Annotated in this window: 19 protein-coding genes; 11 read left to right on the top strand and 8 right to left on the bottom strand. The window is 72.5% G+C overall.

The window, feature by feature from the left end; genetic code table 11:
• Positions 1 to 33: 33 nt before the first annotated feature.
• Positions 34 to 1,428 (bottom strand): metallopeptidase TldD-related protein, encoded by a 1,395-nt coding sequence (locus CNQ36_RS07835; RefSeq protein ID WP_004933107.1) that lies wholly within the window; start codon positions 1,426 to 1,428, stop codon positions 34 to 36.
• A gap of 82 nt (positions 1,429 to 1,510) precedes the next feature.
• A complete protein-coding gene (locus CNQ36_RS07830; protein ID WP_004933110.1) occupies positions 1,511 to 3,034 on the bottom strand; it encodes a TldD/PmbA family protein in 1,524 nt (507 codons plus the stop codon).
• A 220-nt stretch (positions 3,035 to 3,254) separates the two neighbouring features.
• Between CNQ36_RS07830 and CNQ36_RS07825 the strand changes: the two genes are divergently transcribed.
• From CNQ36_RS07825 to fabI, 4 genes are all read left to right on the top strand, one after another.
• Positions 3,255 to 3,539: a type II toxin-antitoxin system Phd/YefM family antitoxin gene (locus CNQ36_RS07825; protein WP_121545452.1), complete on the top strand. Its 285-nt coding sequence runs from the start codon at positions 3,255 to 3,257 to the stop codon at positions 3,537 to 3,539.
• A 5-nt stretch (positions 3,540 to 3,544) separates the two neighbouring features.
• A complete protein-coding gene (locus tag CNQ36_RS07820) occupies positions 3,545 to 3,931 on the top strand; it encodes a type II toxin-antitoxin system VapC family toxin (RefSeq protein ID WP_121548393.1) in 387 nt (128 codons plus the stop codon).
• Between the two features lie 169 nt (positions 3,932 to 4,100).
• Positions 4,101 to 4,805 (top strand): 3-oxoacyl-[acyl-carrier-protein] reductase, encoded by a 705-nt coding sequence (gene fabG / locus CNQ36_RS07815; protein ID WP_121545451.1) that lies wholly within the window; start codon positions 4,101 to 4,103, stop codon positions 4,803 to 4,805.
• Between the two features lie 6 nt (positions 4,806 to 4,811).
• Entirely contained in the window at positions 4,812 to 5,579 is a 768-nt protein-coding gene (gene fabI / locus CNQ36_RS07810; RefSeq protein ID WP_004933117.1) for an enoyl-ACP reductase FabI, read from the top strand.
• An 83-nt stretch (positions 5,580 to 5,662) separates the two neighbouring features.
• Here the strand turns inward: fabI and CNQ36_RS07805 are convergent, their stop codons facing one another.
• Positions 5,663 to 6,361 carry a FadR/GntR family transcriptional regulator gene (locus CNQ36_RS07805; RefSeq protein WP_121545450.1) on the bottom strand — a complete coding sequence of 233 codons (699 nt, stop codon included), beginning with the start codon at positions 6,359 to 6,361 and terminating at the stop codon, positions 5,663 to 5,665.
• 70 nt (positions 6,362 to 6,431) lie between these two features.
• Here CNQ36_RS07805 and CNQ36_RS07800 point away from each other — a divergent pair, with 70 nt between their 5' ends.
• The 4 genes from CNQ36_RS07800 to CNQ36_RS07785 all read left to right on the top strand — a co-directional run bounded on the left by CNQ36_RS07800 (position 6,432) and on the right by CNQ36_RS07785 (position 9,249).
• Positions 6,432 to 7,760 carry a CynX/NimT family MFS transporter gene (locus tag CNQ36_RS07800; RefSeq protein ID WP_121545449.1) on the top strand — a complete coding sequence of 443 codons (1,329 nt, stop codon included), beginning with the start codon at positions 6,432 to 6,434 and terminating at the stop codon, positions 7,758 to 7,760.
• A gap of 393 nt (positions 7,761 to 8,153) precedes the next feature.
• Positions 8,154 to 8,270, top strand: coding sequence for an SGM_5486 family transporter-associated protein (locus tag CNQ36_RS35575; protein WP_086014715.1), 117 nt, complete (start codon positions 8,154 to 8,156; stop codon positions 8,268 to 8,270).
• Positions 8,271 to 8,458: 188 nt separating this feature from the next.
• Complete coding sequence (locus tag CNQ36_RS07790) at positions 8,459 to 8,665, top strand: hypothetical protein (protein WP_040907551.1); 207 nt, start codon at positions 8,459 to 8,461, stop codon at positions 8,663 to 8,665.
• A gap of 65 nt (positions 8,666 to 8,730) precedes the next feature.
• Positions 8,731 to 9,249: a SixA phosphatase family protein gene (locus CNQ36_RS07785; protein WP_121545448.1), complete on the top strand. Its 519-nt coding sequence runs from the start codon at positions 8,731 to 8,733 to the stop codon at positions 9,247 to 9,249.
• 94 nt (positions 9,250 to 9,343) lie between these two features.
• On the opposite strand, the gene serB is transcribed toward CNQ36_RS07785, so the two are convergent.
• Positions 9,344 to 10,552, bottom strand: a complete 1,209-nt coding sequence (serB, locus tag CNQ36_RS07780; RefSeq protein ID WP_040907552.1) for a phosphoserine phosphatase SerB — start codon at positions 10,550 to 10,552, stop codon at positions 9,344 to 9,346.
• A gap of 94 nt (positions 10,553 to 10,646) precedes the next feature.
• Complete coding sequence (locus CNQ36_RS07775; RefSeq protein ID WP_121545447.1) at positions 10,647 to 12,449, bottom strand: streptophobe family protein; 1,803 nt, start codon at positions 12,447 to 12,449, stop codon at positions 10,647 to 10,649.
• Positions 12,450 to 12,691: 242 nt separating this feature from the next.
• On the opposite strand from CNQ36_RS07775, the gene CNQ36_RS07770 reads away from it, so the two are divergent.
• Positions 12,692 to 15,214 (top strand): ABC transporter ATP-binding protein/permease, encoded by a 2,523-nt coding sequence (locus CNQ36_RS07770; RefSeq protein ID WP_206278436.1) that lies wholly within the window; start codon positions 12,692 to 12,694, stop codon positions 15,212 to 15,214.
• Positions 15,215 to 15,310: 96 nt separating this feature from the next.
• Here the strand turns inward: CNQ36_RS07770 and CNQ36_RS07765 are convergent, their stop codons facing one another.
• The 3 genes from CNQ36_RS07765 to CNQ36_RS07755 all read right to left on the bottom strand — a co-directional run bounded on the left by CNQ36_RS07765 (position 15,311) and on the right by CNQ36_RS07755 (position 18,142).
• The gene (locus CNQ36_RS07765) at positions 15,311 to 16,045 is read right to left on the bottom strand and encodes a transglycosylase SLT domain-containing protein (RefSeq protein WP_121545446.1); all 735 of its coding nucleotides are present in this window, start codon (positions 16,043 to 16,045) and stop codon (positions 15,311 to 15,313) included.
• Between the two features lie 358 nt (positions 16,046 to 16,403).
• Positions 16,404 to 17,447: an S-adenosylmethionine:tRNA ribosyltransferase-isomerase gene (locus CNQ36_RS07760; RefSeq protein ID WP_121545445.1), complete on the bottom strand. Its 1,044-nt coding sequence runs from the start codon at positions 17,445 to 17,447 to the stop codon at positions 16,404 to 16,406.
• Positions 17,444 to 18,142 (bottom strand): SDR family NAD(P)-dependent oxidoreductase, encoded by a 699-nt coding sequence (locus tag CNQ36_RS07755; RefSeq protein ID WP_121545444.1) that lies wholly within the window; start codon positions 18,140 to 18,142, stop codon positions 17,444 to 17,446. Before CNQ36_RS07755 ends, CNQ36_RS07760 begins: the two co-directional genes overlap by 4 nt.
• Before the next feature lie 248 nt (positions 18,143 to 18,390).
• On the opposite strand from CNQ36_RS07755, the gene CNQ36_RS07750 reads away from it, so the two are divergent.
• Entirely contained in the window at positions 18,391 to 19,536 is a 1,146-nt protein-coding gene (locus CNQ36_RS07750; RefSeq protein ID WP_004933149.1) for a GAF domain-containing sensor histidine kinase, read from the top strand.
• Complete coding sequence (locus CNQ36_RS07745; protein ID WP_121545443.1) at positions 19,529 to 20,170, top strand: response regulator; 642 nt, start codon at positions 19,529 to 19,531, stop codon at positions 20,168 to 20,170. The genes CNQ36_RS07750 and CNQ36_RS07745 overlap by 8 nt, the downstream gene beginning before the upstream one ends.
• The last annotated feature ends 66 nt before the right edge of the window (positions 20,171 to 20,236 follow it).

Here is a 20,236-nt window from a genome sequence, read left to right as displayed (position 1 = left end):
GCCGGGTGACGGCCGGTGGGAATGCCTACGAGGTTATACGCCCTGGCTGACAGAGCTCATGTTGAAATCGGGGACGCGCAGCGCAGGCATCGCGGCCCTGGTGAACCAGTCGCTCCACTCCCTGGGCAGCGTCTTCTCCGTACGGCCCGCCTCCGCGGCCCGGCCCAGCAGGTCCACCGGCGACTCGTTGAACCGGAAGTTGTTCACCTCGCCGGTGACCTCGCCGTTCTCCACGAGGTAGACGCCGTCCCGGGTCAGCCCCGTGAGCAGCAGGGTCGCCGGGTCGACCTCGCGGATGTACCACAGGCAGGTCAGCAGCAGCCCGCGTTCGGTGGCCGCCACCATGTCCTCCAGGGAGCGGTCGTCGCCTCCGTCGAGGATCAGGTTGTCGATCCCGGGGGCCGTCGGCAGCCCGGTCAGCGCCGCGCTGTGCCTGCTGGTGGTCAGCCGGTTCAGCTCGCCGCCGCTCACCCACTCCGTGGCCGCCAGCGGCAGCCCGTTGTCGAACACCGACTGGTCGCCGCCCGAGGAGTGCGCGAGCACGAACGGCGCCGACTCCAGGCCCGGCTCGTTCGGGTCGCTGCGCAGGGTCAGCGGCAGCCCGGTCAGCCGCTCGCCGACCCGGGTGCCGCCGCCCGGCTTGGAGAACACCGTGCGCCCCTCCGCGGCGTCCCGCCCCGACGCCGACCACAGCTGGTAGATCAGCAGATCCGCCACCGCGGTCGGCGGCAGCAGCGTCTCGTACCGCCCCGCGGGCAGCTCGAGCCGCCGCTGCGCCCAGCCCAGCCGCACTGCCAGCTCGGCGTCGAGCGCCGCCGGGTCGACGTCCTTGAAGTCGCGCGTGGAACGCCCGGCCCAGGCCGAGCGCGTACGGTCCGGCGACTTGGCGTTCAGCTCCAGCGTGCCGTTCGGCTGGTCGTGCCGCAGCCGCAGCCCCGTCGACGTGCCGAGGTAGCTGGAGACCAGCTCGTGGTTGGCGAAGCCGTACAGCTCCCGGCCGCCGCCGCGCGCGCGGGCGAACGCCTCGCCCAGCGCCGGGGCGAAGTCGGCGAACACCGCGGAGGAGGTCTCCGCGGGCGCCTCGGTGAACTCGGGGGACGGCGCCACTCCGGTGACCAGCGGCTGCGCGTCCTCGGCCGGACCGGCGCCCCGCGCGGCGGCCTCGGCGGCCCGCACCAGCGGCTCCAGCTCGTCCACGGTCACCGCGGACCGGGACACCACCCCGGAAGCCGTGCCCCGCGCGCCGTCCACCGTGGCGATCACGGTGAGTGTGCGCCCGCGGGTGACGCCGTTCGTGGTGAGCGCGTTGCCCGCCCAGCGCAGATTGGCGGTCGAGTGCTCGTCGGCGATCACGACGCAGCCGTCGGCCCGGGACAGCTCGAGGGCGCGCTCGACGATCTCGTGCGGCTTGCTGCTTCGCGCGCTCATCGCCCGGCCTCCTGCGTGGTGTTCAGGCTGTGCTGTCCCGGGGGGCGACCCCCGGACCCCCGGCCGGACTCGGTGCTGACGCTCATCGACCGGCCTCCTGCGTGGTGTTCAGAATGTTGACTCCCTTGAAGAGGGCGGACGGGCAGCCGTGGGAGACCGCCGCGACCTGCCCCGGCTGGGCCTTGCCGCAGTTGAAGGCGCCGCCCAGGACATACGTCTGCGGACCGCCGACGGCGGCCATGGAGCCCCAGAAGTCGGTGGTCGTGGCCTGGTAGGCGACGTCCCGCAGCTGCCCGGCCAGCCGCCCGTTCTCGATCCGGTAGAAGCGCTGCCCGGTGAACTGGAAGTTGTACCGCTGCATGTCGATCGACCACGAGCGGTCGCCGACCACGTAGACGCCCCGGTCCACGCCCCCGATCAGATCCTCCGTCGACATCCCCGCCGGGTCCGGCCGCAGCGACACGTTGGCCATGCGCTGCACCGGCACATGGCCGGGGGAGTCCGCGAACGCGCACCCGTTGGACCGCTCGAACCCGGTCAGCCTCGCGATCCGCCGGTCCAGCTGGTAGCCGACCAGCGTGCCGTCCTTCACCAGGTCCCAGGACTGCGCCTCGACGCCCTCGTCGTCGTAGCCGACGGTCGCCAGGCCGTGCTCGGCGGTGCGGTCACCGGTGACGTTCATCAGCTCGGAGCCGTACTTCAGCTTCCCCAGCTGGTCGAAGGTGGCGAACGACGTGCCCGCGTACGCCGCCTCGTAGCCGAGCGCGCGGTCCAGTTCGGTGGCGTGCCCGATGGACTCGTGGATCGTCAGCCACAGGTTGGACGGGTCCACCACCAGGTCGTACAGCCCCGGGTCGACGCTCGGCGCCCGCATCTTCTCGGCGAGCAGCTCCGGGATCCGCGCCAGCTCCTCGTCCCAGTCCCAGCCGGTGCCCCGCAGGTACTCCCAGCCACGGCCGACGGGCGGCGCGACGGTGCGCATGGAGTCGAACTCGCCGCTGGAGTCGTCCACCGACACCGCCGTGAACGCCGGATGCAGCCGCACCCGCTGCTGCGTCGTCACGGTCCCGGCGGTGTCCGCGTAGAACTTGTTCTCGTGCACCGTGAGCAGCGAGGCGTCGACATGGTCCACCCCGTTCGCCGCCAGCAGCCGCGCGCTCCAGTCGGCCAGCAGCCCCGCCTTCTCCTCGTCGGGCACGGCGAACGGATCGACGTCGTACGACGACACCCAGACCTTGTCGGCGTGCACGGGCTCACCGGCCAGCTCGACTCTCTCGTCCGACCCCGCCGCCTTGATCACCTGCGCGGACAGCTTCGCCATCGCCACCGCCTGCGAGGCGACCTTGGCGGCGGCGTCCAGGGTCAGGTCCACCCCGGACGCGAACCCCCAGGTCCCGCCGTGCACCACCCGCACCGCGTACCCGAGGTCGGTGGTGTCCGACGACCCGGCCGGCTTGGCGTCCCGGAACCGCCAGGACGCGCTGCGCACCCGCTCCAGGCGGAAGTCCGCGTGCTCCGCCCCGAGCGCCCGCGCCCGCGCGAGCGCGGCGTCGGCGAGCGGCCTCAGCGGCAGCGCCAGAAATGACTGATCGACTTCATGGGGCACGGGTAGGGATCCCTTCGGGGGCTTGCCTGCGGTGGCCGTCGTCAGGCAGTGAACCACGTCCCAGGTGCCGTGCTCCCCCGAAATGCCTGGACCGCGGGCCTCGTCGGCGTCGAAGTGTCCGATGCCCGGCGGCACCCTGTGAAGGCGACCGCGACGGGTCAGATGTAGGTACTCCCGGGTGCATGTACGCACAACCTGCTTGCCATGAGGGGAGCGCGGTGTGAGCACCATTTCCGTCCGCGAGTTCTCGTACAACCCCAGCGCCGTCTTCGCCCGCGTCGAGAAGGGCGAGGCGATCGAGGTCACCCGCCACGGCAACGTGATCGCGATACTGTCACCGGCCGGTAGCCCCATGGAGCGGTACGCGCACCTGGTGGCGCAGGGGAAGATCAAGCTGAAGCCGGTCACCGCCGCCGAGCGGCACAGCATGCCGCACTACGAGGTGCCGGACGACGTCGATCCCGTGGCGCTGCTGATGGCCGAGCGCGAAGACGACGACCGTTGATCTACATGGACACGACCGCGCTGGTCACCTGGATGACCCGGCGCAGTCACTGGGACGCGCTGGACGCCTTCCTCCAGGCACGGGCCACGGAGCCGCTCGCCACCAGCACGCTCGGTTTCGTGGAGACCGCACGGACCCTGGACCTCATGGGGCACTTTCCGAAGGCCATGGAGGACCTGGACGCCCGGATCACCGAGATCCTCCTCACCCGTGAGGTGCGTGACTCGGCGGCTCCGCTGGTCGGGCGCCTGAGGACGCTGGACGCGATTCACGTGGCCAGCGCGCTCTCCCTGAGGGACGACCTGACCGCCCTGGTGACCTACGACCGCAGGATGCTCGAGACCGCTCGCGCCGAAGGGCTGTCCGCTCACGCACCGGGGATGACGGACTGACCGGGTCCACGAACTACGCGAACTGTAGGAACCCGACAGGAGGCCACGGGAGCCACTGTCGGTGCCCCAATGTCCCGGGGCGGGCCCGGACCGATAGGTTTTCGGGGAAGCCGCCTGTCATCAGGGTGTCCGGGCGGGTGAACCAGACCGCTATCGAAAGGGTGATCCGTTGAGCCGCTCGGTTCTCGTCACCGGAGGCAACCGGGGCATCGGCCTCGCCATCGCCCGTGCGTTCGCCGACGCCGGCGACAAGGTCGCCGTCACGTACCGCTCGGGGGAGCCGCCGGCCGGCTTCCTCGCCGTCAAGTGCGACATCACCGACCCCGAGCAGGTGGAGCAGGCCTACAAGGAGATCGAGGAGGCGCACGGCACCGTCGAGGTGCTCGTGGCCAACGCCGGTGTCACCAAGGACCAGCTCCTCATGCGCATGACCGAGGAGGACTTCAGCACGGTCCTCGACACCAACCTCACCGGCACCTTCCGGGTCGTCAAGCGCGCCAACCGCGGCATGCTGCGCGCCAAGAAGGGCCGCGTCGTGCTGATCTCCTCGGTGGTCGGCCTGCTCGGCTCCGCGGGGCAGGCGAACTACGCCGCCTCCAAGGCCGGCCTGGTCGGCTTCGCGCGTTCCCTCGCCCGTGAGCTGGGCTCGCGCAACATCACCTTCAACGTCGTCGCGCCCGGTTTCGTCGACACCGACATGACCAAGGCGCTCACCGACGACCAGCGGGCGAAGATCGTGTCGCAGGTGCCGCTGGGCAGGTACGCGAAGCCGGACGAGATCGCCGCGGCGGTGCGGTTCCTCGCCTCGGACGACGCCTCGTACATCACTGGAGCCGTCATCCCCGTTGACGGCGGACTGGGAATGGGTCACTGAAACACCATGAGCGGAATTCTCGAGGGCAAGCGCGTCCTGATCACCGGTGTGCTGATGGAGTCCTCCATCGCCTTCCACACCGCCCGGCTGGCCCAGGAGCAGGGCGCTGAGATCATCCTGACCGCGTTCCCGCGGCCCACCCTGACCGAGCGCATCGCCAAGCGGCTGCCCAAGCCCACCAAGGTCATCGAGCTCGACGTCACCAACGACGAGCACCTGGGCCGGCTGGCCGACGTCGTCGGCGAGGAGCTCGGCGGCCTCGACGGCGTCGTGCACTCCATCGGCTTCGCGCCGCAGGACGCGCTCGGCGGCAACTTCCTCAACACCCCGTTCGAGTCCGTCGCCACGGCCATGCACGTCTCGGCGTTTTCCCTGAAGTCGCTGACCATGGCCTGCCTGCCGCTGATGCAGAACGGCGGCTCCGTCGTCGGCCTCACCTTCGACGCGCAGTACGCCTGGCCGCAGTACGACTGGATGGGCCCGGCGAAGGCCGCCCTGGAGGCCACCAACCGCTACATGGCCCGCGACCTGGGCAAGCAGAACATCCGCTGCAACCTCATCTCGGCGGGTCCGCTCGGTTCCATGGCCGCCAAGTCCATCCCGGGCTTCGGCGAGCTGGCCTCCGTGTGGGACAGCCGCGCCCCGCTGGAGTGGGACCTCAAGGACCCCGAGCCGGCCGGCCGCGGTGTCGTCGCCCTGCTGAGCGACTGGTTCCCGAAGACGACGGGCGAGATCGTCCACGTCGACGGCGGTCTGCACGCCATCGGCGCCTGACCGTACGCCCCACGAGGGCCCGCGTCCCGGAAGGGGCGCGGGCCCTTCGCGTCGCCCGCCCCCGCTCGTCCGCCCCCCCCGGCTCATCCCCGCGCGGCGGAGGGCGGCCCGATCCGCCCGGGACGGCACACGAACGGATAGGCGGCGGCCTCCTCGGCCGCCGTCGCCGCGTCACCCGCGCGGATCGCGTCCACCAGCCGCCCGTGGTCCATGTGCGACCGCGGGGACATGTCCCCGTTCACGTCGCCGCGCAGCCAGTCCCGCAGCACCTCGCTGAGATCCGCGTACATCGCGGTCAGCACGTCGTTGTGCGAGGCGGCCACCACGGCCAGGTGGAACGTCGCGTCCGCCGCCACGAACGCCTCCTCCTCGCCCGACTCCCAGGCCTCCTCCCGGCGCAGCAGCAGGGTGTCGATCTGCTTGAGGTCCTTCTCCGTGCGCCGCTCGGCGGCCAGCCGCGCCGCCGACGACTCCAGCGTCGAACGCAGCTCGGCGATGTGCCGGGGGTCCGCGCCCGCGAAACGGCGGTGCATCACGCCCGCCAGCTCGCTCGTGGCCACCACGTACGTGCCCGATCCCTGGCGGATGTCCAGCAGCCCGTTGTGCGCCAGCGCGCGGACGGCCTCACGGACCGTGTTGCGGGCCACCCCCAGCTGTTCGACCAGCTCGGGCTCGGTCGGGATGCGGGTGCCGACCGCCCACTCGCCCGAGGTGATCTGGGTGCGGAGGGCGGCGATGACCTGCTCGGACAGTGCCGAACGGCGCGGATGACTCAGCGGCATGACTCACCTTCGCACGACGGGGGCGCCGCACGGCGGCTTCGACATGGACAACCAATCATCCAATGATTCTATGATGGTCCGCATGGCTCGCGAGGAAACCCGGACGCTCACGTCCACGACCGTACGCACGCCGGCCCCGCATGCGGCCCGGACCGCCCCCGGGACGCCCGCCGCGCGCCCCTGGCGGACGCGGCTGCTCGTCATCGGCATCGTGCTGGCCGCCCTGAACCTCCGCCCCGCCATCACCAGCCTCGGCGCACTCCTCGAGGAGGTCCGGGACGGGCTCGGCATGAGCGGCAGCGTGGCCGGACTGCTCACCTCCGTGCCGCCGCTGTGCTTCGCCGTCTTCGGTGTCACCGCGCCCCGGCTGGCCCGCCGCTTCGGGGCGGGCGCGGTGGTCTGCGCCGGCATGGTCGCCATCGGCGCCGGCCTGCTGATACGCCCGTACGTCGGCGGCACGGCGGCCTTCCTGGCCGCCAGCGCGCTGGCGCTGATGGGCATCGCCGTCAGCAACGTGCTGATGCCGGTCATCGTCAAGCGCTGGTTCCCCGACCGGGTCGGCTCCATGACCGGCCTGTACTCCATGGCCCTCGCCCTGGGCACCGCCACGGCCGCGGCGGCGACCGTGCCACTGACCGGCGCGCTGGGCGGGAACTGGCAGTCGGGCCTCGCCGTCTGGGCGGCCCTGGCGGTCGCCGCCGTACTGCCGTGGGTCCCCTTCGTGCGCGGCCGGGACCGGCAGCGGGACGGGGCACACGGCGCACGGACCGAGCCTGTCACCCCCGCGGACGCGCCGCCGCTGCGCATCACCCGCAGCCGCACCGCCTGGGCGCTGGCCGTCTTCTTCGGGCTCCAGGCCACCGCCGCCTACATCACCATGGGCTGGATGGCGCAGATCTTCCGGGACGCGGGCGTGCCGGCCGGCACCGCCGGGCTGCTCCTCGCGGTGACCATGGTGATGGGCGTGCCGCTGGCCTTCGTCATCCCACGCCTCGCCACCAGGCTGCCCCACCAGGGGCCCATCGCGCTCGCGCTGGGCGTCAGCGGTCTCGTCGGATACGCGGGCCTGTACCTCGCTCCGGCCGCCGGGGCCTGGGTCTGGGCGGTGCTGCTGGGCATCGCGAACTGCGCGTTCCCGCTGGCGCTCACCATGGTCGGGATGCGGGCCAGGACCGGCGCGGGCGTGGCCCAGCTGTCGGCCTTCGCGCAGAGCACCGGCTATCTGATCTCCATCCCCGGGCCGCTCCTGGTGGGCGTGCTCTACCAGCACAGCGGCGGCTGGGGGCTGCCGATCGCCCTGATGGCCGCCCTGATGATCCCGCAGATGGCCGTAGGCGTCCTCGCCGGCCGCCCCCGCACAGTAGAAGACGAATCCCAACCCCCCACCCCCTCCCACTAACCACCCACCGGCTCCGCGGGCACCGCCCCGGCCTCCGGCCCTCCCCGGGCGCCACCCCCACCCTCCGGACCCGCGGGCAGCACCCCGCCGCCCGGCCTCCGCGGCGCAGCCCACCGCACTCCGCGGGCAGTCGTGCCGCAGGGCTGCTCCGTGGGGCAGCGCCCCGCCGCCCGGCGTCCGCGGCGCAGCCCACCGCTCCCGCGGGCAGTCGTGCCGCTGGGGCGGCACGGGTGGGCGCGACGGCACCCCGCAAGCGCCGGGCTGCGCGACACCCCCCGCCCCGCACCGACCCCCGCGCCCGGCAGCACACCGGTCAGCGGACCGCCCCGGCGCACGCCCCGCCGCAACACCCCCGAAGCCCGCCGCAGGCGAACAAGGTGCGAGACTGACCCCATGCCAGTCCTCGACCCGAATCCGCAAAACGGCCAGAAGAAGATGCTCCTCGTCTTCGGCACGTTCTTCGCCATCTTCATCGTCATCGGCGTGATCGCGACGATCCTCGCGCCATGACACCCCCCGGGGGCACCTTCGGGGGCACCCCCGCGCCCCATGGTGGTGCCAGCACCCCCATCCCCTAGGGGGCCAGGCTCAGGGTCAAGTGGGTGGATCACCGGATGGGTTGAGGCCCGGACGATCCGTACCTTCGAGATGTGGCCGCGCACGGCCGGCCACGGACCGTTGCGAAGAGCGGAGGCCCCATGTCGGCGCACACGCACACCCGGCCCCACCCGGCCCCCCGGGGCGGCGTCGACACCCGGCTGCCGTGGTGGGCCCTGGCCTTGCCCACCCTCGCCTTCGTCGCCCTGCTCACCCTGGTCCTCAACCCCTCCGACGCCCACGCCGCCACGGGTGAGCCCGCGCTCACCCACCTCGTCGAGCGTGCGCAGCAGCTCATAGCCCGCTGAACCCTCCCGGAGGCGCCGGTCAACTCCCTGCGCCTCGTGGCCTGTTTCATGCGAAGCTGGGTCACATGAGCGTCGCAGAACCTCGCAGGATTGTCCTTTTCCGGCATGCGAAAGCCGACTGGCCCCCGGTGTCCGACCACGAGCGCCCGCTCGCCGAGCGGGGCCGTATGGACGCCGCCGTCGCCGGACGCAAGCTCGCCGACACCGGCATCGCCTTCGATCTGGCCCTGTGCTCCACCTCGGTCCGGACGCGGGAGACCTGGAAGCTCGCGGTGCACGAGTTCCCGGAGCGCCCGAAGACCGTCTACGAGGAGCGGATCTACGAGGCTTCGCCCGGTGAGCTGATCGCCCTGCTCAACGAAACCCCCGACGACGCGCAGAACGTCCTCCTGGTCGGCCACAACCCAGGCGTCCAGGCGCTCGCCGACGTCCTAGCCGGCGCGGCGGAGGGCGACGCCCGCGAGCGCATGAGCCGGCGCGGCTACCCGGCCGCCGCATTCGCGGTCCTGTCCTTCACCGGTTCCTGGAAGTCCCTCGAGCCCGGCGTCGGCACGCTGGCCGACTACTGGGCGCCGACCGAGTGACACCCGCACGGCCGGGGCCCGCCCACCGACGGACGTCGGTGGGCGGGCCCCGGCCGTTCCCCTGCTCCGGGGACGGGCGGCTCGGTCCGGCGGCTCAGTCCACGTCCAGCGTGTCCGCCGCCTCGACCTCCTCGCGGGTGACGCCCAGCAGGTAGAGGACCGTGTCCAGGAAGGGGACGTTCACCGCGGTGTGCGCCGCCTCCCGCACCACCGGCTTGGCGTTGAAGGCCACGCCCAGCCCCGCCGCGTTCAGCATGTCCAGATCGTTCGCACCGTCACCGATCGCCACCGTCTGCGACAGCGGCACGCCCGCCTCGGCGGCGAACCGCCGCAGCAGCCGGGCCTTGCCCGCCCGGTCCACGATCTCCCCGGTGACCCGCCCCGTCAGCTTCCCGTCGACGATCTCCAGGGTGTTGGCCTGGGCGAAGTCCAGCCCCAGCCGCTCCTTGAGGTCGTCCGTCACCTGGGTGAAGCCACCCGAGACCACGCCCACTTGGTAACCGAGGCGCTTCAGCGTACGGATCAGGGTGCGCGCGCCCGGCGTCAGCCGCACCTCGCTGCGCACCTTGTCCACCACGGAGGCGTCCAGCCCCTTCAGCAGCGCCACCCGCGCGTGCAGCGACTGCTCGAAGTCCAGCTCCCCGCGCATCGCGGACGCCGTCACCTCGGCGACCTCGCCCTCGCAGCCGGCGTGCGCGGCGAAGAGCTCGATCACCTCGTCCTGGATGAGGGTGGAGTCCACATCCATGACGACCAGGCGCTGCGCCCTGCGGTACAGCCCCGCGCCGACCACGGCGATGTCCACCCCGAACCGCGCCGCGTCGGTCACCAGCGCGGTCCGCAGCGGCTCCGTCTCCACGCCCGACACCGCGAACTCCACCGCCGTCACCGGGTACTTGGCGAGCCGGAAGATGCGGTCGATGTTGCCGCCTGCCTTGGTGATCCGCGCGGCGATCGTCGCCGTCGCCTCCGAGGTGAGGGGGTGGCCCAGCACGGTGACCAGGGAGCGGCCGAGCCCGCGCGGACGGTTGTCGCCCAGACCGGAGATGATCTCGGCCTGCATCTTCATCGACTCCGCCCAGCTGTGGACGGTCGCCCGGAGGTCCCCCTCCAGGCCGCTGGGCGGCTCGGTCACGAGCGCGCAGAGCACGATGCGGCCCCGCGTCACGACCTGCTCGATGTCGACGACGTCGACCGAGTACGCGGCGAGGGTGTCGAAGAGGCCGGCCGTGATGCCCGGCCTGTCCTTGCCGAAGATCTTCACAAGGAGGGTGGGGACGTCAGAGGTCTGCGATGCGCTCATGGTGCTCCCACCGTATCCGGCACCCAGTGCCCGTCGCTTCCGAGGTCCGCCTGCCGGACGGTGAACAGCGGCAGGCGCGTGGATGTCCCGGACCTTACGCGCCGTCCGGCTTCCGGGGCGCCCGCGGAGAGGGCGGCGGAGGAGGAGGCGGTGGCGGAGGTGGCTCGTCGGGCCACAGCGGCGACCGGTTCCGCCCCGCGGGCCCGGACCCCCGCCGGGGCGGCCCGACCGGCCCGATCACGGTGGGCGCCCCGTAGACGTCGCCGCCCCCGTCACGCTCTCCGGAGCCGTGCGGGTCACCGGCACCCGGTGACGGCACCGCGTCCTCCGGCTCCCGGGACCCCCACCGCTCCCGTCCCACCCGCAGATACGGATTGGTGTCCGGGTTCGGCGGCCGGTAGGACGCCCCCGGCGCATACGGCCCCGCCCCGGGCCCCCCGGAACCTCCGGACACCCCGCCTTCAAAAACCTGCTCCGGCCACCGGCCGGCCACCCCCTCCGCCGCCCCCGTGTCACCCCGTGCCAGTGGCGCCGCCCGCGCCCCCGCCGCCTCGCAGGCCCGTGCCAGCAGCGCCCCCACCGCACCCGCGCCGGCCCCCCACACCGCGCCCAGCAGGAACGCCGTGCCGAGCCGGCCGCGCAGTTCGACGCCGGCGCCGAACACGTCGAGGCCCAGCACGGACAGCGAGGCGTTCGCGGACACCTGCGTCAGCCAGACCAGCAACGGCAGAGCCGCCGCCGTAGCGGCGCCCAGCCGCAGCGCGCACCGCCCCGCGAAACCGGCCGCCCCGCCGTCCGCCGCGACCCCCACCGGCGTCCGCACTCCCGTCAGCACCCCCGCCAGCAGCATCATCAGCGCGGCGGCCACCGCCAGCAGCCACACCCGCCCGTCGTACTCCGCGAGCCGCCCCAGCGTGACGGGCCGGTCCTGGCCGGCCCGCAGCAGGTCGTCCACCGGATGGGGCAGCACCCCGAGCAGCGCCCCGCTCGCCCGCCCGTCCCACGGCACGAACAGACCGAGCGGCACCCCGGTCCACACCCCGTTCGGCGCCCCCAGCAGCGCCGCCCCCGCGATCCGCCGCGGGTGGTCGTCGCCGACCGCCGCGTACGCCGCCGCCGCGAGCCCGGCCGCCACCGCCACAAGCAGCACCGTGACGAGGGCGGACACCACCGGCCGTACGACCCGGTGCACCGCGTCCCAGCCGGGCGGCAGGGGAGTGCGTCGGGACGCCAGCAGCGCGACGAGCAGGACCCCGGCCACCCAGCAGAGGCCGCCGAGCAGGGTCGGCGCCGTGTCGACGGTGAATCCGACGGCCGCCTCGGCGTCCACGAGATCACCCACCCGGTCCGGCAGCAGCCCCCCGACATCCCCCAGCCCCGGAATCTCCACCCCGCCCACACCCGGCAGGTCGTCCGGCGCCAGAGCGCCCCCGTCGATGGTGATCACGTCGTGGCCGACCCGGGCCAGCCCGCCCGCCAACGCCACGAACAGCGCGACCACCGCCCCGGCGCGCGCGAGGAGTTCGGTGAGGGAGACCACGACTCCCGCCGCCCGCAGGGACCGCAGGAAGAAGAACGAGAGCAGTAGCGCGCCCACCAGCCCCACACCCAGGGGCGTGACCTCCAGGGCCGTACCGGCCTCCGCGCCGGACAGCCCGAACGCCGACACGTCACCGGACGGCGTGACCGAACCGCCCGCCCCCAGCGCCACTACCGCGGCGGTCATCGGTGCCGGCGAGCCGGCCGCGTCCGCGTCCAGCAGACGCAGTCCGAGCGCGGCCGTGCCCGCCATCCCGATCAGCGCCCAGCTCACCGCGGCGACCGCCGACATCACCACGTCGCCCCACGGCACCGGCGCCCGCCGCCCCGCGGAACGGACGTTCGTGGCAGCACTCATGGCAGACCCCCCGATCCGCTGCGCGGCGAGACGACCGCGCGTGTCCCCCTCGCGTGGTTTACCACTCTCCGAGCCGATTTCAACCCTCGTCCGCGAAAGACGGTGAACACCTTGGTGCGCGCTCGTGACAAGGCCCGACTTTCGGTCGGAGGGCCGAGCCTGAAATAGTTCCCCCCGATGTTCGACATCCCTAGACTCCCTGCGATGGGGGAAATTCGGGGGACAACTCAGTGGGGCATGGAGTGCCGGAACTCGTACTGGAATCAAACGGACGGACCTGGACGCTCGATCCGTCCAGGGCATACACCCTCGGACGCGATCCGCAGGGTGACGTCGTGCTGGACGACGCCAGGGTCTCCTGGCGTCACGCCACCATCAGCTTCAACGGGCGCGGTTGGGTCATCGAGGACCACGGCAGCACCAACGGCACGTTCGTGCAGGGACAGCGGATCCACCACCTGGAGTTCGGCTCCGACACGGTGCTGAACCTGGGCAACGCGAACGACGGCCCGCGTGTGACGCTGTCCGGCGCCGGAGCCGCGGCCCCGGCCGCCGCGCCCCAGCAGCCGTACGCGGCCCAGGGCGCGAACGCCGGCTGGGCCCAGCAGGCGCCCCAACAGCAGCAGCCGCCCGCGCAGCAGCCCGGCTGGCAGCAGCCTCAGCAGCAGGCGCCGCAGCAGCCCGCGCCGCACATCCCGCAGCAGCAGGGCCCCGGCGGCGCGGGGGCGCCGCCCGTCTACGGCGACCGCAGCCCCACCACGTTCCACCAGTTCTCCCTCGGCCGTGTGATGCGCATCGGCCGTGCCCTGGAGAACGAACTCGTCGTCTCCGACCTCCAGGTCTCCCGCAACCACGCCGAGTTCCACTCGACGCCCGACGGCCGCATGGAGATCCGCGACCTCGGCTCGCACAACGGCACGTACGTCAACGGTCTGCCGATCGCCAAGGGCGGCGCCCAACTGCTCGGTCCCACCGACATCGTGGGCGTCGGTCACTCGACGTTCCGGATCGTCGGCGACCGGCTCGAGGAGTTCGTCGACACCGGTGAGGTCTCCTTCTCCGCCCGTCATCTGACGGTCACCGTCGACGGCGGCAAGCAGATCCTCAAGGACGTCTCCTTCGGCGTCCCCGAGAAGTCGCTGATCGCGGTCATCGGCCCGTCGGGATCCGGCAAGTCCACGCTGCTCAAGGCCCTCACCGGCTACCGCCCCGCCAACCAGGGCGAGGTGCTCTACGACAACCGGAACCTGTACAAGCAGTTCGCCGAGCTGCGCCAGCGCATCGGTCTGGTCCCGCAGGACGACATCCTGCACAAGGAGCTGACCGTCAAGAAGGCCCTCAAGTACGCGGCCAAGCTCCGCTTCCCCGCCGACACCACGGCCGCCGAGCGCGAGTCCCGCATCGACGAGGTGCTGCGCGAGCTCAAGCTGGACATCCACAAGGACAAGAAGGTCACGTCCCTCTCCGGCGGCCAGCGCAAGCGCGTCTCCGTCGCCCTGGAGCTGCTCACCAAGCCGTCGCTGATCTTCCTGGACGAGCCGACCTCCGGCCTCGACCCGGGCATGGACCGCGACGTCATGCAGCTGCTGCGGGGACTGGCCGACGACGGCCGCACCGTCCTCGTCGTCACCCACTCGGTGGCCGAGCTGGCGATCTGCGACAAGCTCCTGGTGATGGCGCCCGGCGGTTCCGTCGCCTACTTCGGCCCGCCCGAGGAGGCGCTGAACTTCTTCGGCTACGACACCTGGGCCGACGTCTTCTCCGCCTTCGAGAACTACCGCGACTACGACTGGGCGGGCCGCTGGAAGGGTTCGCAGCACTACCAGATGTACGCCGCGGACATCGACGCGGTCGCGCCGCAGTCCGTACAGGTCCCGTCGATGCAGGCGATGAAGCCGCCGAAGCCGCAGGGCTGGATGTCGCAGTTCGTGACACTGGTGCGGCGCTACGTCTCGGTGATCGTCTCCGACAAGGGCTTCCTCGCCCTGATGGTGATCCTGCCGGCCGTGCTCGGCGCGGTCAGCCTGCTCATCGACGCGGACAAGGGCCTGCTGCCCAACCCGCCCAACCCGCAGACCGGCCGGATCATCCCGAACGGCACGGCCACCACGGTGCTGCTGATACTCGCGGTCGGCGCGTGCTTCGCGGGCGCCGCCAACTCCGTGCGTGAGCTGATCAAGGAACGGGTCATCTACGAGCGGGAGCGCGCCACCGGCCTGTCCCGCTCGGCGTACCTGATGTCAAAGGTGTTCGTGCTCGGCATGATCACCGTGCTGCAGGGCCTGCTGGTCGGCGTGATCGGCTTCTCCAGCCGGGAGATCCCGGAGGAGGGCCTGGTCTTCGGCGGCTTCACGCTGCTGGAACTCTCCGTGCCGATCATGGCGCTCGGCTTCACCTCGATGATGTTCGGCCTGATCATCTCCTCGCTGGTGAAGACCGCCGAGAAGACCATGCCGCTGCTGGTGATGTTCGCGATCATCCAGGTCGTCTTCACCGGCTGTCTGTTCGCCCTGCACGGCTCGATCGGCGTCAACCAGTTCTCGTTCCTGATGCCGTCGCGCTGGGCGGTCGCCGCCTCGGGCGCCACGCTGGACTTCAACAGGATCAGCCCGCCGGAGACGGCAGGCGACACCGACCCGCTGTGGGAGCACACGGCCGGGGCCTGGGCGATGGACATGGGCGCGCTGATCGTCCTCGGCGTGATCTGCGGCTTCTTCGTGGCCCGCTTCCTGCGCCGGCACGAGCCCGAGGTCATGCGCAAGTAATCGCCGTACGACCCCCGAAGGGCGGCACCCCGTCAGGAGGGTGCCGCCCTTCGGCGTTTCTGTCGTCGGATACGCGAGAAGAGGTCCGCGCCGACCTCAGTACGCGCTGTCGACGTTGTCCATGGTGCCGTACTTGTCGGCCGCGTAGTTGCAGGCGGCAGTGATGTTGGCGACCGGGTCGTAGATGTCCTTCGGCGTGCCGGGGACGTGGTACGCGTCGAAGGTCGGCGGGATCACCTGCAGCAGGCCCTTGGACGGGATGCCGTTCTGGGCGTTGATGTCCCAGAGGTTGATCGCCTTCGGGTTGCCCGAGGACTCCCGCATGATGTTGCGGTGGATGCCCTCGTAGGAGGCGGGGATGTCGTGCTTCTTCAGGATGTCCAGGGACTCACGGATCCAGCCGTCCAGGTTGTCGCTGTAGGACTTCGGAGCGGCGGCCTTCTTCACCTGGGCGCGCTCGGCGGCGCGGCTGGCGGCCTCCTTGGCCTGGCGGGCCTTCTCGGCCTTGGCCTCGGCGGCGGCAGCGGCGGCCTCCTTCTTGGCGGCGGCCTCGGCTGCGGCCTGCTTCTTCGCCGCGATCTGCTCCGCCTGGAGGCTGGCGCCGGCCATCTGGTCGGTGATGCTGGCGTGGACGCCCTTGATCTGCTCGGTGCTGTACGCCACCTTCGCGGTCGGGGCGGCAACCTCGGTCGTGGTGGCCGTGGACGCGTTGCTCGGGATGGCCGAGAACCCGATGGCGGCGGCGCCGAGGGTGGCGACACCGGCGGCGGCGATCTTGTGGTGACGGGTCAGGGCAAGACTGCGACCACGGATGAGGAAGTTCTTCGACATGCGGAGTGGACCTCTTCGAATAGCGCGGAGGTCGCTCAACGTCCGGTGGGGACAGGGTGCTTCCGGCACAAACGCCGCGGGGGAGAACCCACGGCGCTGAGCGACGCAGCCATTCTTAGCGGCCGCAAAATGGCAGAGCAAAGGTGTGACGTACGAAGCCGGGTAGTGGATCAGGGCCGGTCAAATCAGGGCAGTTTGGGCAGTATGGGCCGCTCACGCGGTCGGTATGTCTCTCCTACTCCGCTTCGTACGTGACGTGCGCCCTATGCCCGGCCTCACACAGCACACCCCCAGGTGTCACCGCAGGTTGCTGAAGCAATGCACTGTGTGAGGGGTCTCCGGGCGGCCGGAACCGGCCCTACCCCGGCAGGACGAGATGCACGTCCCCGAACTCGTGCCACAGGTAGCGCCCGCCCAGCGCCTCCTCGTACCCGCGGCCCACGGCCGCCCGCCCCGCCACCGCCTCCAGCATCAGCAGATGCGAGGCCTCCGGCTCGTGCAGCCCGGTCAGCAGCCCGTCCACCACCCGCACCCCCCGCTCGGGCGTCACCACCAGATCCGTCCACCCCGCGCGGGCCCGCACCACACCGTCCGCCCCGGCCGCCGACTCCACCGCCCGTACAGCGGTCGTCCCCACCGCGATCACCCGGCCGCCACCCGCCCGCACCGCCCCGATCAGCCGCGCCGACGCCTCCGGCACCACGAACCGCTCCGCGTACGGCGGCTCGTGCGCCTCCTGCGAGGCCACCCCGCAGTGCAGCGTGACCGGGGCGAACTGCACCCCCCGGCTCACCAGCTCCGTCACCATCCGCGCGGTGAACGGACGCCCCGCGCTCGGCATCTCCGCACTCCCCGCCCCGTCCGGCGACGGCAGCGCGAACACCGTCTGGTACGCAGACAACGGCTGGTCCCGCTCCGTGTACGCGTACCGGATCGGCCGCCCGTACTCCCGCAGCGCCCCGCGCACGTCCCCCGACGCGCGCGCCCACCACAGTCGCTCCCCGCGCGCGCTCAGCGGCTCCTCCAGCACCAGCCGCACGCCCCCGGCCAGCCGCACCTCTGTACCCGCGGGCGCCCCCGCGCGCGCACGCGTGGTCCCGTGCCCGTCGGGATCGCGCAGCTCGACCGCCCACCGGCCGTCGTCACCGCGCGTGGAGAAGTGCACCACCACCCGCCCGTGCCCGATCCACCCCCCGACGGCCGCGGCCAGCGTCGGCGACGTGTTCACCACCAGCAGGTCCCCCGCCCGCAGCAGCCTCGGCAGCTCCACGAACGCGTGGTGCGACACCGCCGTGCCCCGCGACACCAGCAGCCGCACCGAGTCCCGGTCCAGCCCCGGCCCCCGCTGCTCGACCGGCACACGCGCCGACAGCTCCTCCGGCACCCCGGCGATCACGGTCACCGCCGCTCCTCCAGCAGCGCGGGGGCCGTGTAGCGACCGCTCGCCGGCCGCTCGTCCAGCAACCGCAGGAAGGCGGGCACCACACTGGCCGGCTCCGGCCGCGGGGCATCGTCGTCCGGCACGGCCGCCGCGTACAGGTCCGTCGCCATGTCCCCGGGATCGACCGCCCACACCCGCAGCCCCGGCTCCTCCACCGCCAGCACCGCCGCCAGCTGGTCCAGCGCCGCCTTGGACGCCCCGTACCCGCCCCACGTCGGATACGCCTCGGCGGCGGCGTCCGAGCTGACCACCAGCACCGACCCGGCCGGCGCCGACCTGAGCAGCGGCAGCGCCTCCTGCGCCAGACCCAGCGCCGCCACCACGTTCACCTCCAGCGCCCGCCGCAGCCCCTCCAGCGGCAGCTCCTCCAGGGCGACCAGGGGCTCGGCACCCAGCGCGCTGGCGTTGTGCACCAGCAGATCCACTCCGCCCAGCCGCCACGCGGCCGCCACCAGCTCCGCGCGGTGCGCCGCGTCCGTGACGTCCCCGGGCAGCGCCGTCACCCGCGTACCGTGCGCCGAGACCAGCCCGGCCGCCTCCGCGAGGGGCACCGGATCCCGCGCGTCGAGCACCAGATCCCACCCCCGCGCCGCCAGCGCCCCGGCGAGCGCCTCCCCGAGCCCCTTCGAAGCCCCCGTGATGACCGCGACCGGCATGGCAACCGTCCCCTCGATGTCCGACGCCGCTTGATCGGCGTGCCCTCAACCTAGGGACGGGCCCGCCGTCACCGCCTCGGGCCCCGGACGCAGCGCCCCGGGTCCCTTCGCCCTACGCCGCCGTCCCCGGTCCCGCGGCCCTACGCCGCCGGCCGGGACCGCGGGACCTCCGCCCTAGGTCCCACGGCCCGCCCGACGGCCGCCGCACGTCCGATCCCGCCGCCGGCGCCCGCCGGTACCGTGAGGACATGAGCCACGGCCCCCGGTCCGGCCTCGCCGCGGTCAGTTCCGCGTTGCTGGCCATGAGCAGGCACCTCGAGGTGCGCGACGTCCTCAAGACGATCGTCGCCTCGGCCCGCGAACTCCTCGACGCGCAGTACGCCGCCCTCGGCGTGCCCGACGACCACGGCGGCTTCGCCCAGTTCGTCGTCGACGGCGTCAGCGACGACCAGTGGAAGGCCATCGGCCCCCTGCCGCGCCAGCACGGCATCCTCGCCGCGATGATCGACGAGGCCATCCCGCAGCGCCTCGCCGACGTCCGCCGGGACCCCCGCTTCGAGGGCTGGCCCAGCGCCCACCCCGATCTGGTCGACTTCCTGGGCCTGCCCATCCGCGACGGCGACGAGGTCATCGGCGCGCTGTTCCTCGCCAACAAGCGGTGTCCCAAGCCGGAGGGCACCTGTGGCTTCACCGAGGACGACGAGGAACTCCTCGGCATCCTCGCCCAGCACGCCGCGATCGCCCTCACCAACGCCCGGCTCTACGAGCGCAGCCGCGAACTGACGATCGCCGAGGAACGCTCCCGACTCGCCCACGAGCTCCACGACGCCGTCAGCCAGAAGCTCTTCTCCCTGCGGCTCACCGCCCAGGCCGCCGCCCGCCTCGTGGACCGCGACCCCTCCCGCGCCAAGGGCGAGCTCCAGCAGGTGGCCGCGCTGGCCGCGGAGGCCGCCGACGAGCTGCGCGCGGCGGTCGTCGAACTGCGCCCCGCCGCCCTCGACGAGGACGGACTCGTCGCCACGCTGCGCACCCAGACACAGGTCCTCGACCGGGCCCACACCGCGCGCGTCACCTTCACCGGCAACGGCGTGCGCGCCCTGCCGGCAGCCCAGGAGGAGGCGGTGCTGCGCGTCGCCCAGGAGGCGCTGCACAACGCCCTGCGGCACTCCGGGGGCGACCACGTCGACGTCACCCTGGACCGGCGCGGCGGCGGAGCGGTGCTGCGGGTCAGCGACGACGGCGGCGGCTTCGACCCGCGGATCGTCCGCAACGCGGGCCGCCACCTGGGACTGGTCTCCATGCGGGACCGGGCGAGCGGGGTCGGCGGCAGGCTGACCGTGCAATCGGCGCCCGGCAAGGGCACCACGATCGAGATGGAGGTGCCCGGTGGCTGACGCGATCAAGGTGCTGCTGGTCGACGACCACCAGGTGGTACGCCGGGGACTCCGCACCTTCCTCGAGGTGCAGGACGACATCGAGGTCGTCGGCGAGGCCGCGGACGGCGCCGAGGGAGTCGCCCTGGCGGGTGAGCTGGCGCCGGACGTCATCCTCATGGACGTCAAGATGCCGGGGATGGACGGCGTGGACGCGCTGCGCAGGCTCCGTGAACTGGAGCATCCCGCGCGGGTGCTGGTCGTCACCAGCTTCACCGAGCAGCGCACGGTGGTCCCCGCCCTCCGCGCGGGCGCCGCCGGTTACGTGTACAAGGACATCGACCCCGACGCGCTCGCCGGCGCCATCCGCTCCGTGCACGCCGGGCACGTGCTGCTGCAGGCCGAGGTGGCCGGCGCGCTGCTGTCCCAGGAGGATGCAGGCCCCGGCACGGGACGTGCCGGTGCGCTCACCGAACGGGAGCGGGAGGTGCTCGGGCTGATAGCCGACGGCCGCGCCAACCGGGAGATCGCCCGCGCCCTGGTGCTCTCCGAGAAGACCGTGAAGACCCATGTCTCGAACATCCTGATGAAGCTCGACCTGGCGGACCGCACCCAGGCCGCCCTGTGGGCCGTGCGCCACGGCGTCAGCGGCTGACCGTGACGCCGGGGGCCGGGCGGAAGGTTCCCCTCCGATCAGAGATTCATACCGTCGTGGGAATGT

The organism is Streptomyces fungicidicus, assembly GCF_003665435.1.
GTDB classification, from domain to species: Bacteria; Actinomycetota; Actinomycetes; order Streptomycetales; family Streptomycetaceae; genus Streptomyces; species Streptomyces fungicidicus.
This window is presented reverse-complemented; position numbering and strand designations above follow the sequence as displayed.

Coding starts and splice junctions, on each gene's coding strand:
- CNQ36_RS35575 (WP_086014715.1), top strand. CDS start 8,154: ATGCCAGTCCTCGACCCGAATCCGCAAAACGGCCAGAAGAAGATGCTC.
- serB (WP_040907552.1), bottom strand. CDS start 10,552: ATGAGCGCATCGCAGACCTCTGACGTCCCCACCCTCCTTGTGAAGATC.
- CNQ36_RS07755 (WP_121545444.1), bottom strand. CDS start 18,142: ATGCCGGTCGCGGTCATCACGGGGGCTTCGAAGGGGCTCGGGGAGGCG.
- CNQ36_RS07775 (WP_121545447.1), bottom strand. CDS start 12,449: ATGAGTGCTGCCACGAACGTCCGTTCCGCGGGGCGGCGGGCGCCGGTG.
- CNQ36_RS07805 (WP_121545450.1), bottom strand. CDS start 6,361: ATGCCGCTGAGTCATCCGCGCCGTTCGGCACTGTCCGAGCAGGTCATC.
- CNQ36_RS07785 (WP_121545448.1), top strand. CDS start 8,731: ATGAGCGTCGCAGAACCTCGCAGGATTGTCCTTTTCCGGCATGCGAAA.
- CNQ36_RS07820 (WP_121548393.1), top strand. CDS start 3,545: ATGGACACGACCGCGCTGGTCACCTGGATGACCCGGCGCAGTCACTGG.
- CNQ36_RS07800 (WP_121545449.1), top strand. CDS start 6,432: ATGATGGTCCGCATGGCTCGCGAGGAAACCCGGACGCTCACGTCCACG.
- CNQ36_RS07835 (WP_004933107.1), bottom strand. CDS start 1,428: ATGAGCGCGCGAAGCAGCAAGCCGCACGAGATCGTCGAGCGCGCCCTC.
- CNQ36_RS07790 (WP_040907551.1), top strand. CDS start 8,459: ATGTCGGCGCACACGCACACCCGGCCCCACCCGGCCCCCCGGGGCGGC.
- CNQ36_RS07750 (WP_004933149.1), top strand. CDS start 18,391: ATGAGCCACGGCCCCCGGTCCGGCCTCGCCGCGGTCAGTTCCGCGTTG.
- fabI (WP_004933117.1), top strand. CDS start 4,812: ATGAGCGGAATTCTCGAGGGCAAGCGCGTCCTGATCACCGGTGTGCTG.
- CNQ36_RS07765 (WP_121545446.1), bottom strand. CDS start 16,045: ATGTCGAAGAACTTCCTCATCCGTGGTCGCAGTCTTGCCCTGACCCGT.